18 protein-coding genes are annotated in these 15,746 nt (G+C 62.4%); 11 read left to right on the forward strand and 7 right to left on the reverse strand.

The genetic code is table 11. The features are described from left to right. Positions 1 to 36: 36 nt before the first annotated feature. Entirely contained in the window at positions 37 to 1,431 is a 1,395-nt protein-coding gene (locus NKH35_RS13650) for a D-alanyl-D-alanine carboxypeptidase (RefSeq protein ID WP_023748392.1), read from the reverse strand. Between the two features lie 68 nt (positions 1,432 to 1,499). Here NKH35_RS13650 and NKH35_RS13655 point away from each other — a divergent pair, with 68 nt between their 5' ends. From NKH35_RS13655 to clpA, 4 genes are all read left to right on the forward strand, one after another. Next, a complete protein-coding gene (locus NKH35_RS13655; protein WP_352914910.1) occupies positions 1,500 to 1,772 on the forward strand; it encodes a hypothetical protein in 273 nt (90 codons plus the stop codon). Continuing rightward, positions 1,769 to 2,098 carry a phasin family protein gene (locus tag NKH35_RS13660; RefSeq protein ID WP_023671011.1) on the forward strand — a complete coding sequence of 110 codons (330 nt, stop codon included), beginning with the start codon at positions 1,769 to 1,771 and terminating at the stop codon, positions 2,096 to 2,098. Before NKH35_RS13655 ends, NKH35_RS13660 begins: the two co-directional genes overlap by 4 nt. A 277-nt stretch (positions 2,099 to 2,375) precedes the next feature. Continuing rightward, positions 2,376 to 2,702: an ATP-dependent Clp protease adapter ClpS gene (clpS, locus tag NKH35_RS13665; RefSeq protein WP_023671012.1), complete on the forward strand. Its 327-nt coding sequence runs from the start codon at positions 2,376 to 2,378 to the stop codon at positions 2,700 to 2,702. Positions 2,703 to 2,708: 6 nt separating this feature from the next. Beyond that, positions 2,709 to 5,198, forward strand: coding sequence for an ATP-dependent Clp protease ATP-binding subunit ClpA (clpA, locus tag NKH35_RS13670; RefSeq protein WP_023700736.1), 2,490 nt, complete (start codon positions 2,709 to 2,711; stop codon positions 5,196 to 5,198). Positions 5,199 to 5,301: 103 nt separating this feature from the next. On the opposite strand, the gene NKH35_RS13675 is transcribed toward clpA, so the two are convergent. From NKH35_RS13675 to NKH35_RS13695, 5 genes are all read right to left on the reverse strand, one after another. Continuing rightward, positions 5,302 to 5,751 (reverse strand): phosphatase PAP2 family protein, encoded by a 450-nt coding sequence (locus tag NKH35_RS13675; RefSeq protein WP_084629586.1) that lies wholly within the window; start codon positions 5,749 to 5,751, stop codon positions 5,302 to 5,304. Positions 5,752 to 5,976: 225 nt separating this feature from the next. Beyond that, positions 5,977 to 6,405: an HIT family protein gene (locus tag NKH35_RS13680; protein ID WP_023754875.1), complete on the reverse strand. Its 429-nt coding sequence runs from the start codon at positions 6,403 to 6,405 to the stop codon at positions 5,977 to 5,979. A gap of 95 nt (positions 6,406 to 6,500) precedes the next feature. Further along, the gene (locus NKH35_RS13685) at positions 6,501 to 7,715 is read right to left on the reverse strand and encodes a GNAT family N-acetyltransferase (protein ID WP_023696547.1); all 1,215 of its coding nucleotides are present in this window, start codon (positions 7,713 to 7,715) and stop codon (positions 6,501 to 6,503) included. 55 nt (positions 7,716 to 7,770) lie between these two features. Beyond that, positions 7,771 to 8,499 carry a glycerophosphodiester phosphodiesterase gene (locus NKH35_RS13690; RefSeq protein WP_352914915.1) on the reverse strand — a complete coding sequence of 243 codons (729 nt, stop codon included), beginning with the start codon at positions 8,497 to 8,499 and terminating at the stop codon, positions 7,771 to 7,773. Positions 8,500 to 8,513: 14 nt separating this feature from the next. Next, a complete protein-coding gene (locus NKH35_RS13695) occupies positions 8,514 to 8,978 on the reverse strand; it encodes a RidA family protein (protein ID WP_023693441.1) in 465 nt (154 codons plus the stop codon). 138 nt (positions 8,979 to 9,116) lie between these two features. Between NKH35_RS13695 and NKH35_RS13700 the strand changes: the two genes are divergently transcribed. The 5 genes from NKH35_RS13700 (at position 9,117) to tsf (ending at position 12,873) form a co-directional block, all read left to right on the forward strand. Beyond that, positions 9,117 to 9,947: a cell envelope integrity EipB family protein gene (locus tag NKH35_RS13700; RefSeq protein ID WP_023671019.1), complete on the forward strand. Its 831-nt coding sequence runs from the start codon at positions 9,117 to 9,119 to the stop codon at positions 9,945 to 9,947. Positions 9,948 to 9,991: 44 nt separating this feature from the next. Continuing rightward, entirely contained in the window at positions 9,992 to 10,270 is a 279-nt protein-coding gene (locus NKH35_RS13705) for a DUF4031 domain-containing protein (RefSeq protein WP_023671020.1), read from the forward strand. Continuing rightward, positions 10,267 to 10,878, forward strand: a complete 612-nt coding sequence (locus NKH35_RS13710) for a LysE family translocator (protein WP_023726652.1) — start codon at positions 10,267 to 10,269, stop codon at positions 10,876 to 10,878. The genes NKH35_RS13705 and NKH35_RS13710 overlap by 4 nt, the downstream gene beginning before the upstream one ends. Before the next feature lie 177 nt (positions 10,879 to 11,055). After that, complete coding sequence (rpsB, locus tag NKH35_RS13715) at positions 11,056 to 11,844, forward strand: 30S ribosomal protein S2 (protein ID WP_023671022.1); 789 nt, start codon at positions 11,056 to 11,058, stop codon at positions 11,842 to 11,844. A gap of 108 nt (positions 11,845 to 11,952) precedes the next feature. Continuing rightward, on the forward strand, positions 11,953 to 12,873 hold the full coding sequence (gene tsf / locus NKH35_RS13720) for a translation elongation factor Ts (protein WP_023706229.1): 921 nt from the start codon (positions 11,953 to 11,955) through the stop codon (positions 12,871 to 12,873). A 33-nt stretch (positions 12,874 to 12,906) separates the two neighbouring features. Here tsf and NKH35_RS13725 read toward each other — a convergent pair whose 3' ends face one another. Continuing rightward, the gene (locus NKH35_RS13725; protein ID WP_352914918.1) at positions 12,907 to 13,833 is read right to left on the reverse strand and encodes a LysR substrate-binding domain-containing protein; all 927 of its coding nucleotides are present in this window, start codon (positions 13,831 to 13,833) and stop codon (positions 12,907 to 12,909) included. A 99-nt stretch (positions 13,834 to 13,932) separates the two neighbouring features. On the opposite strand from NKH35_RS13725, the gene NKH35_RS13730 reads away from it, so the two are divergent. After that, positions 13,933 to 14,460 carry a nuclear transport factor 2 family protein gene (locus NKH35_RS13730; protein ID WP_023671025.1) on the forward strand — a complete coding sequence of 176 codons (528 nt, stop codon included), beginning with the start codon at positions 13,933 to 13,935 and terminating at the stop codon, positions 14,458 to 14,460. 34 nt (positions 14,461 to 14,494) lie between these two features. Further along, positions 14,495 to 15,604, forward strand: coding sequence for an aldo/keto reductase (locus NKH35_RS13735; RefSeq protein WP_352914921.1), 1,110 nt, complete (start codon positions 14,495 to 14,497; stop codon positions 15,602 to 15,604). Positions 15,605 to 15,746: the final 142 nt, after the last annotated feature.

A 15,746-nucleotide genomic window follows, 5' to 3' on the forward strand; every position in this document is an offset into this window, starting at 1 on the left:
CGCAGTAAATTTTCGGGAGATGGTTCCGACGCCGCCCTACTGTTGGACGGCGTAGCAGGCGATTTTCTTTTTCTTCAGGGCATTGCAGGCATTCCAGGCCGCGTCCTTCGAGCGGAAGCCGCCGAACCGGGCGCGGTAATAGGTCTCGCCATCCTTTTCGAAGGCGACGGTGAAACCGGAAGCAGCCCCAAGAACTTTGGGCGCCTGCTTGGCGGTCTTGTCTAAGAAAGCCTGGGCTTCGGACTGCTTGGGCGACGACGCCACCTGCACCGCCCAACCAGCCGGCACCGAGGCCGTGTTGACCGGGTCGACCGCCTGTGGGGATACAGGCGTGGGTTCGGCATAGGCAGCCACAATCTGCGCAGTTTCGACCTTCGGCGCCGTCACGATGACGGTCTTGACCTTCCTGGTCTTGACGACGGGGGCGGGCTCTTCGACCGCGGCCACCGTCTGTTCGTCGGCAGACTGGCCTTCAGCAGACTGCTCGTCAGCGGATGTCGGATCGTCATTGGACGCTACGGCATCGTCTTCAACGATCGGCTTGCCATCCGGCGTCGGCGCGTCATGCTTGGGCAGGAAGACCTTGGCCAGCGCCTTGACCGGATTGTCGCCGCCGGCCTTGGCGACCAGGGCGCCGCCGCCGCGGGTCGATGCGCGCGGCATGTAGGCGTTGATCAGGCCGGCCATCTGGTTGTCGCGGCTGCGCCCCGAAGTGCCGCCCATGACGACGGCGACGAGGCGGCGGTTGCCATCCGAAACCGACGAGACCAGGTTGAAGCCGGAGGCGCGGGTATAGCCGGTCTTGATGCCGTCGACGCCCTTGATGCGGCCGAGCAGGCGGTTGTGGCCATTGATGCGCTGGCGACCGTACAGGAAGGAGCGCTGCGAGAAATAGCCGTAATACTGCGGATAATGTTCCCTCAGCGCTATGCCGAGCATCGCCATGTCGTGGGCGGTTGTGAACTGGCCGGGATCGGGCAGGCCGTTGGCATTGCGAAACACGGTGCCGTCCATGCCGAGCGCGCGCGCCTTGGCGGTCATCATGCGGGCGAAATTGCTTTCGCTGCCGCCGAGCAGTTCGCCGAGCGCGGTCGCCGAATCATTGGCCGACTTGGTCACCATCGACAGGATGGCGGTCTCGACGGAAACCGCTCCGCCCGCCTTGACGCCGAGCTTGGTCGGCGGTTCGGCCGCCGCTTTGGCCGAGAACGGCACCGGCGTGTTCCTGCTGATCCGGCCCTTCGCCATGGCCTCGAAGGTCAGGTAGAGCGTCATCATCTTGGTCAACGACGCCGGGTAGCGCCGGCCGTTGGCATCGGAGGAATAAAGCACCTTGCCGGTCTTGGCGTCGACGACGATCGCCGAAGACCTGGCGGCCATCGAGGACGCGGCATCCGCAACGACAAATGACATCGCCAAAGCGAGGATCATGATCGTTTTGAGGGAAGATGCGGATTTTGAACCGAAGACCGACAACGCCTGACGCACTGATAGTTCCTTTGAAACTCATTGCCCTGGAGGCGGCAAAGGGATCCGACCTCACTTGTCGTCAAACTATCGCGGCCAGCGTTACCAATCCGTTTATGGTAACCGGCGCGTTCACCATTTTCCTCGGGCTTGAGCCTTTCTTTATTCGAATTTTAGCTGTTGCCGGCGCAGCGCGGCCTGATGCCGCTGAAATCTTGACTTTTGTGCAGCGCACAATATATTCTCGTGCATTGCACAACCGCGCTCAGGCAAGGGCGCTTCAAAACGCCAAGGACGTCAAATGACCCAGACCTACGAGGACTTCTCGAAATACGGCAAGGAGTTTGCCGATACCGGATTGAAGAGCTTCACCTCGCTCTCCAAGGGCGCGCAGGCGATCGCCACTGAAGCTGGCGAATACACCAAGAAGAGCTTCGAAGCCGGCAGCGCCGCGGTCGAAAAGCTGTTCTCCGCCAAATCGCTGGAAAAGGCGGTCGAGATCCAGTCCGACTTCGCCAAGCAGAGCTATGAGAGCTTCGTCGCCGAGGCGACCAAGTTCGGCGATCTCTATGCCGATCTCGCCAAGGAGGCTTACAAGCCCTTCGAATCGATTGTCGCCAAGGCGAAGTAATTTCGCTCGAGAATAACAGGCACGGCCTTTCGGGCTTGCAAAACAGACCCGGTCGCGGATGCGCGGCCGGGTTTTTTCATGCCGGTTTCAATTCCGGGGCTTTGGCGGTTCACGATTTTGAAAATCGCCTCGGTTTGCCCACCTAGCCATATTGTCAGCTAACAAGAAGGGCTTAAAATCGTCCATCGAACACCTACATATCGAACTCGCCATGGGGATTCGAAAGAGGCAGGATTACGTGACTTCAGGTTTGACTGCCACGACAAGCGTGGTGCGGATGCAAAGTGACGGCGACGGCAATGAGGCCGGTCGCGGCACAGCCGTCATTACGCGCACGAAGACCAAGACCAAGAAGCCCAGCCTTTACAGGGTCCTCATCCTCAACGACGACTATACGCCCATGGAGTTCGTGGTTCACGTCCTGGAGCGTTTTTTTCAAAAGGACCGCGAAGCCGCCACACGCATCATGCTTCATGTTCACAATCATGGGGTGGGCGAGTGCGGGGTCTATACATTCGAGGTGGCCGAGACCAAAGTGTCTCAGGTCATGGATTTCGCCCGACAGAATCAGCATCCGCTGCAATGCGTGATGGAGAAGAAGTGAGGTAACATGCCGGCTTTCTCCCAAGGCCTGGAAAAGGCGCTTCACCAGGCGCTGACGCTCGCCAATGAGCGGCACCATGAATATGCAACCCTAGAACATCTGCTGCTCGCCCTCATCGACGACACCGAGGCGGCCGCCGTTATGCGCGCCTGCAACGTCGATCTCGACGAGCTGAAGCACACCGTTCTGACCTATATCGACACCGAACTCGACAATCTGGTCACCGGTTACGATGAGGATTCCAAGCCGACCGCCGGCTTCCAGCGCGTCATCCAGCGCGCCGTGATCCATGTGCAGTCATCCGGCCGCGAGGAAGTGTCCGGCGCCAACGTGCTCGTCGCCATCTTTGCCGAGCGCGAGAGCCATGCCGCTTATTTCCTGCAGGAACAGCAGATGACCCGCTACGACGCGGTCAACTACATCTCGCACGGCATCGCCAAGCGCCCCGGCGCATCGGAGACGCGCTCGCCGCGCGGCGCCGATGACGAGCAGGGCGGCCAGAACGGCGCCGAGCCGCAGGAGGAAGGCGGCAAGAAGAAGCAGCAGCAGGATGCGCTGACGGCTTATTGCGTCAACCTCAACAACAAGGCCAAGGCCGGCAAGATCGATCCGCTGATCGGCCGCGAGAGCGAAATCAACCGCACCATCCAGGTGCTGTGCCGCCGTTCCAAGAACAACCCGCTCTATGTCGGCGATCCCGGCGTCGGGAAGACGGCGATTGCCGAAGGTCTGGCCAAGCGCATCGTCGAAGGCGACGTGCCCGAAGTGCTGCAGGACGCCACCATCTTCGCGCTCGACATGGGCACGCTTCTGGCCGGCACCCGCTACCGTGGCGATTTCGAAGAGCGGCTGAAGCAGGTCGTCAAGGAGCTCGAGGATTATCCGGGCGCCGTGCTGTTCATCGACGAGATCCACACCGTGATCGGGGCCGGCGCCACCTCAGGCGGCGCCATGGATGCGTCGAACCTGTTGAAGCCGGCGCTGTCTTCGGGTGCCATCCGCTGCATCGGCTCGACCACTTACAAGGAGTTCCGCCAGTTCTTCGAGAAGGACCGCGCTCTGGTGCGGCGCTTCCAGAAGATCGACGTCAACGAGCCGACCATCGAGGACGCCATCGAGATCATGAAGGGCCTCAAGCCCTATTATGAGGAATTCCACAAGGTGAAGTTCACCAACGAGGCGATCAAGGCTTCGGTGGAACTGTCGGCCCGCTACATCAACGACCGCAAGCTGCCGGACAAGGCGATCGACGTGATCGACGAGACCGGCGCCTCGCAGATGCTGGTGCCGGAAGCCAAGCGCAAGAAGACGATCGGCATCAAGGAGATCGAAGCCACGATCGCCACGATGGCCCGCATCCCGCCGAAGACGGTTTCGGCAGACGACGAGAAGGTGCTGCAAGGCCTCGACATCGAGCTGAAGCGCGTCGTCTATGGCCAGGACACCGCCATCACCGCGCTGACCTCGGCAATCAAGCTGGCGCGTGCCGGCCTGCGCGAACCGGAAAAGCCGATCGGCTCCTACCTGTTCTCAGGCCCGACCGGCGTCGGCAAGACCGAAGTCGCCAAGCAGTTGGCTGCCTCGCTCGGCGTCGAGCTGATCCGCTTCGACATGTCGGAATATATGGAACGCCACACCGTTTCGCGGCTGATCGGCGCGCCTCCCGGCTATGTCGGCTTCGACCAGGGCGGTCTGCTTACCGACGGGGTCGACCAGCATCCGCACTGCGTGCTCTTGCTGGATGAAGTCGAGAAGGCGCATCCGGACCTGTTCAACATCCTGTTGCAGGTCATGGACCACGGCAAGCTGACCGACCACAACGGCAAGCAGATCGACTTCCGCAACGTCATCCTGATCATGACCACCAATGCGGGCGCATCGGATGCGCAGCGCGCGGCGATCGGTTTCGGATCGACCAAGCGCGAAGGCGACGATGTCGAGGCCATCAACCGGTTGTTCACGCCGGAGTTCCGCAACCGTCTCGATGCGATCATCCCGTTCGGTTCGCTGCCGGTGCCGGTCATCCATCAGGTGGTGCAGAAGTTCGTCATGCAGCTCGAGGCCCAGCTCTCCGAGCGGGGCGTCACCTTCGACCTGTCGCCGGACGCGATCGCCTGGCTGGCCGACAAGGGCTATGATGAGCGCATGGGTGCGCGGCCGCTCGGCCGGGTCATCCAGGAGCACATCAAGAAGCCGTTGGCCGACGAGGTGCTGTTCGGCAAGCTCAAGAAGGGCGGCACGGTGCGCGTCACCGTCGAGAAGAAGGAAACCGGCGAAACCGGCCTGAAGCTCGAATCACTGGCCGACGAAGCCCCGGTGCAGCCGAAGCAGGAGCCGGAAGAGGCGCCGAAAGCCCGCAAGGCGGTGGCCAAGAAGCCCGTCGCCAAGAAGGCGGTGGCGCAGAAGCCTCAGCCCAAGGGCAAGGACGAGCCTGAGCCCAAGGGCAAGGATGGCGGCAAGCGCAGCCTGGTGCCGCAACTGCCGCGCAAGAGCTAAAAAGTTCGCCTATGAAAAAAGGGCCCGGTGACGGGCCCTTTTTTCATTGGCTGGCCGGTTTGCCGACACAGCGCCCCTGCTTTTCAGGTCAGATGTTGTTAGGTCAGGCGGCGACGCCCTCGGGTGCAAACTTGCCCAGGAAGTACCCGCACGCCTTCCAGATGGCGATCGAAATCAGAACGCTCGCATAGCCATCCACGGCATAATGCCAGCCAAGGACGACCGAGCCGACCATGATGATTGCGGCGAATGCCCACATCAAAAGGCCGGCCAACCGTGAGCGGCGTGTTGCATAAAGCGCGAAAAGCACCGCCATCGCCACATGCATGGACGGGAAGGCGGATATGCCGAGACTGCCTCGCGTCGCCCCGATATAGCCGCTCCACACAATGTCCTGCGCAAGGTGAAAAAAGCTGCCGAGTGCGAAGGCGCAGCCACCGATCCAGAAAGCGAAAAGAAGGTATTGGGCATAGTCTTCCAGCACGCCGAAATCCGGCATGTTTCCGGTGCGCAGGCCGACCGCGGCTGCCAAAAGCAGGGCAGCGATGGCCATCGCGTGCAGCAGAGCGGTGTCGCCGGTAGGCGTCCGCCAAGGTGCGCAGAAAGGCCCGGCCGGCAGCTGCTTTTACCAACGGCTCTGATGTCGCAACCGAATGTTCCACGATTTTTAAAACCCAAACGCATCCCGGTACGGCACTTTATCACGGGGTGGTTTGATATTTTCCTAACCGACGTGGTGGATTGTGGCTGAGCGCATCGCCCTGAGGCGCACGCCACCTCAACCGTTCAGCGCTGCCCGGATCCTGGCCGCGTTCTCAGTCAGCAGTTCGGGCTTCTCCATCTGTCCCGTATGCGGCTTGAGCGCGATGCCTTCGAACCGCGGGATGACATGGACATGCAGGTGGTAGACGGTCTGGCCAGACGCCGGTTCGTTGAACTGCAGGATGGTGACCCCGTCAGCGCCGAAAGCCTTTTTGACCGCCAGCGCCACCTTCTGGACCGTGGTGAACAGCCGGCCGAGCGTCGCCGGATCGGCATCGAGCAGATTGCGCGACGGTGCTTTGGGCACCACCAGCGTGTGACCGGGGCCTTGCGGCATCACATCCATGAAGGCGACCACGGCATCATCCTCGTAGACGCGGTGCGACGGGATTTCGCCGCGCAGGATCTTCGCGAAGATATTGCTGGGGTCGTAAGCCTCGGTCATGGCGGCGCTCCGGGAGTATGCTCCCGGTGTAGCGAAGCTGTCCCGGACCGGCAAGATGGTCCGGCGATATCGACAGGCGAGGGCAGGGCGGATCGCTATTCCTCAAGATCCTTGCGGAACGGCGTATGCTCTTCCAGAATTTCGCCCATCCGCTCGACCTCGCGCCGCTCACGCCGGAGATAATCGGCCACAGCATTGCGCAGGCCGGGATGTGCGATGTAGTGCGCCGAATGCATGGTCACGGGACGATAGCCGCGCGCCAGCTTGTGCTCACCCTGCGCGCCGGCCTCGACCACCTTCAGCTTACGCTCGATGGCGAAGTCGATGGCCTGATGGTAGCAAACTTCGAAATGCAGGAACGGGTGGTCCTCGATGCAGCCCCAATTGCGGCCGTAGAGCGCATCGGAGCCGATGAAGTTGATGGCGCCGGCGACATAGCGGCCATTGCGCTTGGCCATTACCAACAGGATATCCTGGGACATGCGCTCGCCGATCAGCGAGAAGAACTTGCGGTTGAGATAAGGCCGGCCCCATTTGCGGCTGCCGGTGTCCATATAGAAGGCGAAGAAATCGTCCCAGGCCCCTTCGGTCAGGTCCTTGCCGGTCAGCCGGTCGATCGAGATATCGTTGGCGAGCGCCTCGCGCCGCTCCTTCTTCATCGCCTTGCGCTTGCGCGATGCCAGCGTAGCGAGGAAATCGTCATAGGTCGAAAAGCCTTCGTTGAAGAAGTGGAACTGCTGGTCGGTGCGGTGCAGGAAGCCGGCTGCTTCCAGCGTTGCAACGTCGCTTTCACTGGCGAAGGTGACATGCGCGGACGACACGCCGAGCTTTTCCGTCACCGCCTTCAGGCCCGCTGCGAGACCGGCCTTCACAATGGCGCTGTCCTCGCCTTTGCTGACCAGCAGGCGAGGGCCGGTGACCGGAGAGAACGGCACGGCGCATTGCAGTTTCGGATAGTAGTTGCCGCCGGCGCGTTCGAACGCATCGGACCAGCCGTGGTCGAAGACATATTCGCCCTGGCTGTGCGATTTGAGATAGCAGGGCACGGCGCCCAGCAATCTGCCTTGGGCATTTTCCAGTCTGAGATGATGACCTTGCCAGCCGGTACGCCGCACAGCGCAGCCGGAATCTTCAAGCGCGCTCAGAAAAGCATATGAAACGAGAGGGTTATAGCCATTTTCTGTGTCGCTGCGGGTTGTGCCGGTAAAGCCGTTCCACTCGTCGCAGGTGAAGGCATTGATGCCGGCGGCAACGCGGATGGAAAACTCCGCATTCGCCGTTTGCCCGTCACCTTCATCACCCTGATCCATGGGGCTTATTTAAGCTCTGTCGGGGCCGCTACAAGTCACGTTTCAGGCACTTCCATCAGGCGACATTGACCAGATCGGGTTCGAACCCTTCGAACGTCATCTGGTCGGCGTATTTGAAGGTGAGATCCACCGCCGGCTGGTCATGCACCGTCCAGGTGATGACAGGCATTTTAAGCCTTTCGCGCACGAAGCTGACGAACGGGTTCGGCAGATCGCCCGCGGCATAGGAGGTGAAGGCGAGGTCATGCGCCAGCATGGCGAAATGCGCCTCGATCAACTGGTTGTCCTGGCCATAGGCCGTGAGCCCGCCCGGAATTCCTGGCGCATCCCTGGGGAAATCGCGGACCAGCCAGTGGTCGAACGACATGATCGCCGCCTTGCCCTTGTAGCGCTCCAGCATCTTGCCGACGCTCGCCACCAGGCCCTCGTCGTAGCCGGGCACACCCTTCAATTCGACCACCAAAGGCACGCGGCCGTCGACCAGGTCGAGCACCTCCTGAAGTGTCGGCACATGGTCCTTGGTGCCGCCGATCCTGAGCGCCGCCAGTTCCGCTGCCGTGCGCCGCCAGACGAAGCCGTCCTGGCCGGTCAACCGACTGAGATCGCCGTCATGAATGATGACGGGGACGCGGTCGGACGACAAATGCACGTCGCATTCGATCGCATAGCCGCGCTCGGCGGCAGCAGCGAAGGCCGACAGCGTGTTTTCCCAGCGCGTCTTGTTCATGTCGTGAAAGCCGCGATGCGCCACCGGCCGGGCGGTCAGCCAGGAAAGGTCGGTCATTGTCTTGGTCCTGCTCATGCGACCTCGAAGACGGCTTCGATTTCCACTGCGGCATTAAGCGGCAGACAGGCGGTGCCGACGGCGGAGCGGGCATGCTTGCCGCGCTCGCCAAGGGCCGCGACCAGGAAATCGGAGGCGCCATTGGCGACCAGATGCTGCTCGACGAAATCCGGCACTGATGCAACAAAGACGGTGATCTTGACCAGCCGCTGGATTTTTTCGAGATCGCCAAGTGCTGCTTTTGCCTGCGCCAAGATGTTGATTGCACAGTACTTTGCGCCTTCCTTGCCGGTTGCCGTGTCGACGTCGCGGCCGAGCAGGCCGCTTGCCTGCAGCTTGCCGTCCTTGAGCGGCAACTGCCCGGCGGTGAACAAAAGATTGCCGGACCTGCAATAGGGCACATAGTTCGCGGCGGGCGCTGCGGCGGCAGGTATCGTCACGCCGAGATCGCTTAGCCGCTTTTCGATTGTTTCACTCATGGTATTTCCCTATTGCTTGGAGACGCCGCGCTGGCCGGGCCGAAATTGCTATTTTTGCCTCGCTTCCGCCACGACTTTTTTTAAGCTGGACCATCTTTACCTGCGGCCTGCCATCAGCTGCGACGATCGGAGCCCCTTATGCGCGCAACGCGCCTTGCCTTCCACGCCGTTCTCGTTCCGGTGCTGTTCTCGATGGCTCCGGCCTTTGCCGTGCCGGCGCTGCAGGCGCATCGCGCCGTCTACGATCTTACCCTCGACAAGGCGTCGGACCGCTCGGGCATCACCGGCATTTCCGGCCGCATGGTCTATGAGTTCAACGGCTCGCCCTGCGAGGGCTATACGGTAAAATTCCGTTTCGTCACCCAGATCGCCACCGGCGACAACACCAGGCTGACCGACCAGCAGACGACCACGTTCGAGGACGCCGAAGGCAAGACCTTCTCGTTCGTGACCAAATCCTTCGTCGACCAGAACCTCGACAAGGAGGTCAAGGGCACCGCCACGAAAGAGACCAAGGGCCTCAAGGTCGACATCGACAAGCCCGAGAAGAACAGCCTGGAACTCGCCGCCACTCAGTTCCCGACCCAGCATCTGGTCGAACTGATCGGCAAGGCCGAGAAGGGCGAGAATTTCTACGAAACCAGCCTGTTCGACGGTTCGGAGGATGCCAACAAGGTGATGACCACCACCGTCATCGTCGGCAAGAAGGCCGAGGGCGACAAGGCCGACCCCGAAGCGCCGGCGCTGGCCAAGCTTGCAGGCGACAAATACTGGCCGGTCGACATCGCCTATTTCGACGAGACCGACAAATCGGGCGAAGAGGTGCCGGAATACCGCATCAGCTTCAAGCTGCACGAGAACGGCATCACCCGCGACCTCACAATGGACTATGGCGAGTTCTCGATGACCGGAAAGCTGGTCAACCTGTCGCTGTTCGATCAGACCAAGCCTTGCCCGGTCTCGAAATAGCAACAATGCGGCGCTGGCCACGGCAGGCTTGATGGCAGTTCCCGATGGCGGTCTATGTCGATGCGGCGATCTGGAAATGGGCCGGCCATCGCTGGTGCCACCTGATGGCCGACGATACGGACGAACTGCATCGTTTCGCCGCCGAGCTTGGCGTCAAGCGTTCGTCCTACCAGGGGCCGCCCAGGACATCGGCGCCGCACTATGACATAACCGGCTTCGAGCGCGACCGGGCGGTGCGGCTCGGCGCCATCGAATGCAGCCGCGAGGAGATCGTTGCGATCTTCAGGCGCGTACGGGTACCCAACGGAAAGGGCCGATCGTGACGCTAACGGCATTCCTGGCTTATTGCCTTGCCATCACACTTGCCGCCGCCACGCCGGGACCGGCGATGTTCACGGTGATCACCAACGGCGTGGCACGCGGCTTCCTGCGTGCGTTCGTCGCCGGAATGGGCATTGCCGCCGGTGATGCCGTGCTGGTCACCTTGGCACTGCTCGGGCTGGTGGCGCTGGCCCAGACCTTCGAATGGGTGTTTCTCCTGTTGAAATACGCCGGTGCGGCCTACCTGATTTTCCTCGGCATCAAGATGTGGCGGGCCGCGGCCGCGCAATCGGCCGCGCAAGGAATCCCCCAAACCGGATTGTCGCGTTCGTTCCTGCTTGGCGCCTCCGTGGCGCTCGGCAACCCGAAGGCGATCCTGTTCCACGCCTCGATCATGCCGCTGATCCTCAACCTCGACACCATGACGTTTGCCGACGGCCTGCTGGTCGTGGCAGTCGTCGTCGGCGCCAATATGCTCACCATGGGCATCTACGCCGCGCTGGCGGGCAGGGCATCCGGCTGGTTCAGGACGCCCGAACGCATGCGGCTGATGAACCGGTTCGCCGGCAGCGCCATGATCGGCACCGGAGCGCTGATTGCCGCACGCTGAGCGATGAAGCACCTCACCGCTTGCGTTTGCAGCGCTTCCCCTCTATATGCGCGCTCATTCCACACACGGACTTTGGTGTCTGCCCGGGAGAAATCCGGCTGAAACCTCCGGTGGCGTTCGAGGACAAAGTCCAAAAATGCCTGTGTCCGTGGAGGCTAACCGGAAAAGGAACTAAGAATGGCACTGCCTGATTTCAGCATGCGCCAGCTTTTGGAAGCTGGCATTCACTTCGGCCACCAGACCCACCGCTGGAACCCGAAGATGGCGCCTTACATCTACGGCGCCCGCAACAACATCCACATCATCGACCTGTCGCAGACGGTGCCTTTGCTGCACCAGGCTCTGAAGCAGGTTTCCGACACCGTTGCCAAGGGCGGCCGCGTGCTGTTCGTCGGCACCAAGCGCCAGGCGTCCGACATCGTCGCCGACGCCGCACAGCGTTCGGCCCAATACTATGTCAACTCGCGTTGGCTCGGCGGCATGCTGACCAACTGGAAGACGATCTCGAATTCGATCCAGCGCCTGCGCAAGCTCGACGAGATGCTGGCCGGCGAAGCCCAGGGCCTGACCAAGAAGGAACGCCTGAACCTCGACCGCGAGCGCGAGAAGCTCGACAAGGCGCTCGGCGGTATCAAGGACATGGGCTCGACGCCCGACCTGATGTTCGTCATCGACACCAACAAGGAAGCGATCGCCATTCTCGAGGCCAAGCGCCTCGGCATTCCGGTCGTTGCCATCATCGATTCGAACTGCGATCCGGACAAGATCGACTTCCCGATCCCCGGTAATGACGACGCGGCGCGCGCCATCCAGCTCTATTGCGACCTGATCGCCAAGGCTGCCATCGACGGCATCGCCCGCCAGCAGGGCGCGCTCGGCGTCGACATCGGCGCCTCGGTCGAAGCTCCGGTCGAACCGGCGCTTGATCCGGCTCCGGCCCCGGCTGCGGACGCTCCGGAAGCTTGACAATCGAAGGCCGGTTGCGGCCTTCATCATTCTCATATTTGGCACGCTAGACGGACGCATCACCGAGTACCGGTGGTGCGTCGGTGCATTTAAAACAAAGAGGCGACAATGAGCATTTCGGCTGCACAGGTCAAAGAACTCCGCGACTTGACCGGCGCGGGCATGATGGACTGCAAGGCGGCGTTGACCGAGACCAACGGCAACATCGAAGAGGCCGTCGACTGGCTGCGCAAGAAGGGCATTTCCAAGGCCGACAAGAAGGCTGGCCGTACTGCCGCCGAAGGCCTGATCGGCGTCGACTCCGGCGTCCGCGAGGCCGCCATCGTCGAGGTTAACTCCGAGACCGATTTCGTGGCCCGTAACGAGCAGTTCCAGGAGATCGTTCGCAATGTCGCCAAGGTCGCGCTTGCTTATGGCACGACGGAGGCTGTCTCTGCCGCAAAGTATCCGGGTTCGGACAAGTCGGTCACTGACACCATCAAGGACGCCGTTGGCACCATTGGCGAGAACATGAGCTTCCGCCGTTCGGCCAAGCTCACCGTCCCGCACGGTGCTGTCGCAACCTACGTCCACAATGCGGTTGCCGATGGTCTTGGCAAGCTCGGCGTTCTGGTCGCGATCGAGACGACGGGCAATGAGCATGCCGCCAACGCCTTTGGCCGCCATGTCGCCATGCATGTCGCCGCCACCAACCCGCTGGCGTTGACCGCCGAGCAGATCGATCCGGCAGCGGTCGAGCGCGAGAAGGCGATCTTCGCCGACCAGGCGCGCCAGTCCGGCAAGCCGGAAGCGATCATCGAAAAGATGGTCGAAGGCCGCCTGCGCAAGTTCTACGAGGAAGTCGTGCTCCTCAAGCAGGCCTTCGTGCTCAATCCCGACATCACTGTCGAGCAGGCGCTGAAGGATGCCGAGAAGGACATCGGCGCTCCGGCCAAGATCTCCGCCTATCTGCGCTTTGCGCTGGGCGAAGGCATCGAAAAGGAAGAGACCGATTTCGCGGCGGAAGTCGCGGCGGCGGTGAAGAAGTAGTTTTAAAAATAGCCCCGAAAAGGGCTTCTCAGCTCAGGCAACTCGGCCGGGTGTCCGCAAGGATGCTCGGCCGATTTCTTGTGCGGTGTCGATGAAGGCCCTGAGCTTTGGCGCCATCGACGCCCTGCGCGGGAAGTAGAGGAAGAAGCCGGGCTCCTCGATCGCCGTTTGCGGCAGGATCTGAACGAGGCGGCCGGCGGCCAATTCCGCGCGCACCAGCGGCTCGAACACATAGATCAGCCCGACGCCGGCAAGCGCAAGGTCGATCGCGGCCAGCGAATCGGTAACGATGACCGTACCCTTCGTCTCGGCCACGACATCCTTGCCGTCCTCGGTCAGGTCCCAGCGATAGAGTGCGCCGGAGCGCACAAGCCGGTAGCCGACGCAATTGTGGTCCGAAAGATCCGTCACACCGCGCGGACGGCCATGCCGGCCGACATAGGCGGGGGAGGCGACGATCACGGCGTTGAATGGCGGCGTCAGCCGGACCGTGACCATGTCCTGTGCGATCATCTCGCCCAGCCGGATGCCGGCATCAAAACCCTCGCCGACAATGTCCACCAGCCCCTGGTCGATGAGCAATTCGATGGTCACATCAGGATAGCGTTCAGCCATCGCGGCGACCACGGGAGTGACGGCAAGTGGAACGGCGATGTTGGGAACGTTCAACCTGAGCAAGCCGGAGGGCCGGCCCTTGATGGCTCGGATGCGGTCCATCCGGTCGGCGATATCCTGGAGAGCAGGGGCTGCCGTCTCCACCAGCGCCTTGCCGGCTTCCGTCAGCGAGACGCTGCGCGTGGTGCGCGCAAACAGCGGCTGGCCGATCCGCTCCTCCACGAGGCGCACCGCATGGCTGACGGCGGATGGGGACATGCCCAGTTCGGCCGCGGCAAGCGCAAAGCCGCCGCGTCGGGCAACGGCGACGATGACAGGCAGATGACTGAGCAGATCCCGGTCCATTCATGCATGATATCGCATAGTCCTTGCAAACACTTCAATCTTCTCGATGCCGACAGGCTGACCCATATTGCCATCACCGATGCACAAAGGAGAAGAGAGATGGATGCCTTGAAACACGCTACCTTCGCCGCAGGCCTTGCCCTAGCGCCGGTCGATGCCGGCGGCGCCGAGCCGTCCGGTTGGCGCGCGCTCGCCGACGAACGCGCCGTCATCCGCATCGCCGATGCCATCGACCGTGCCGTCGATGCGCAGGACTGGAAGCTTGCCCGCTCCTATTTCGCCGACCGTGTCACCGTCGACTTCAGCAGCCTGTCAGGACAGCCTGCCGCCACCATCCCCTCCGACAATCTGATCGGTACCTGGGCCGGCAACCTCAGGGGCAGCAAGACCAGCCTGCATCTGCGCACCAATCACCAGGTGATCTTTGAGGCGGACGCGGCGACCGTCTCTTCGAACGGCTATGCCTGGAACCGGATGGAAGGCAATGGCGACCCGCTGTGGGAAGTCTGGGGCACCTACGAGCACCATCTGGTTCGCTCCGGGACCGGCTGGAAAGTCGACGGCTTCGTTTTCCGCGCCACGCATGAGCGCGGCAATCCCTGGGTCAAGATGACGCCTGGCCAGTGAGCCGGCGTCAAGAAATCAGGATAGGAAAAACACCATGACCATGAGCTATTACACACTGGGCAACAGCGGCCTGCGCGTCAGCCGGCTGGCACTGGGCACCATGACCTTTGGCACCGAATGGGGCTGGGGCGCGGACAGGGAAACCGCGCGCGCCATGGCCGACGCCTATGTCGAGGCCGGCGGCAATTTCTTTGACACCGCCGACCTCTACACCGGCGGCACAGCCGAAACCTGGCTCGGCGAATTCATCGCCGAGCGAGGCTTGCGCGACAGAGCGGTGATCGCCACGAAATTCACCTTCAACGCGGAGCCCGGCAATCCGAACGCCGGTGGCAATGGCCGCAAGAACATCTTGCGCGCCGTGGACGCCTCGCTGAAGCGGTTGGGCACTGACTATATCGACCTCTACCTCCTCCATGTCTGGGACGGGCTGACGCCGGCCGAGGAGGTCATGCGCACGATGGATGATCTCGTGCGTGCGGGCAAAATTCGCCATGTCGGCCTGTCCGATGTGCCGGCCTGGTATGCTGCCCGCGCGCAGACGATCGCCGAGTGGCGCGGCTACGAGCCGGTGTCGGCCCTGCAGCTTGAATATTCGCTGGCGGAGCGTTCGATCGACAATGAGTTCGTGCCCTTCGGCATCCGCCATGGCGCAGGAATCATGGTGTGGAGCCCGCTGGCCAGCGGGCTGCTCAGCGGCAAGTACCGGCCGACGCAGGACGGCCATGTCGGCCGGCTCGACGGCTTTCGCAACACCACTCATCCGGGGTTCCAGAAGTTCACCGAGCGCAACTGGGAGATTGTGGCGGAACTCGAAAAAGTTGCCGCCGAACTCGGACGCACCATGGCGCAGGTCGCGCTCAATTGGGTGGCAACGCAACCGGGCATTGCCGCCGTGATTCTTGGCGCCACCAAGCTGGCGCAGTTGCAGGACAATCTGGCGGCGTCGGATTTCACGTTACCCGCCGAGCTTCGCGCGCGGCTGGATACGGTCAGCAAGACACCGCCGCCATTCCCGTACGCCTATTTCGGGTCCGACATACAAGCCCGGGTTACCGGCGGCGCCGTAACCGGCGACAAGCCGTTGGGTTATGCGCCGCCGCTGCTGGTCGAGGGCGACGCCGTCAGCATCACCAGCAACTGACGGGCCGCGACGGGAAGGCGGAATTGGGCGAGGGGGGGCGCGGGGCAGCGCCGGCGCCGGGGGGGTTGGGGGCTCGGCCACGCGCCCCCCGCCGCGGCCCCCCGCCGGGGGGCGGGCCCCGGGGGCCCCCCCGGGGGGGTTT

Origin of the sequence: Mesorhizobium sp. M1143, from assembly GCF_040318435.1 — a bacterium.
GTDB lineage: Bacteria > Pseudomonadota > Alphaproteobacteria > Rhizobiales > Rhizobiaceae > Mesorhizobium.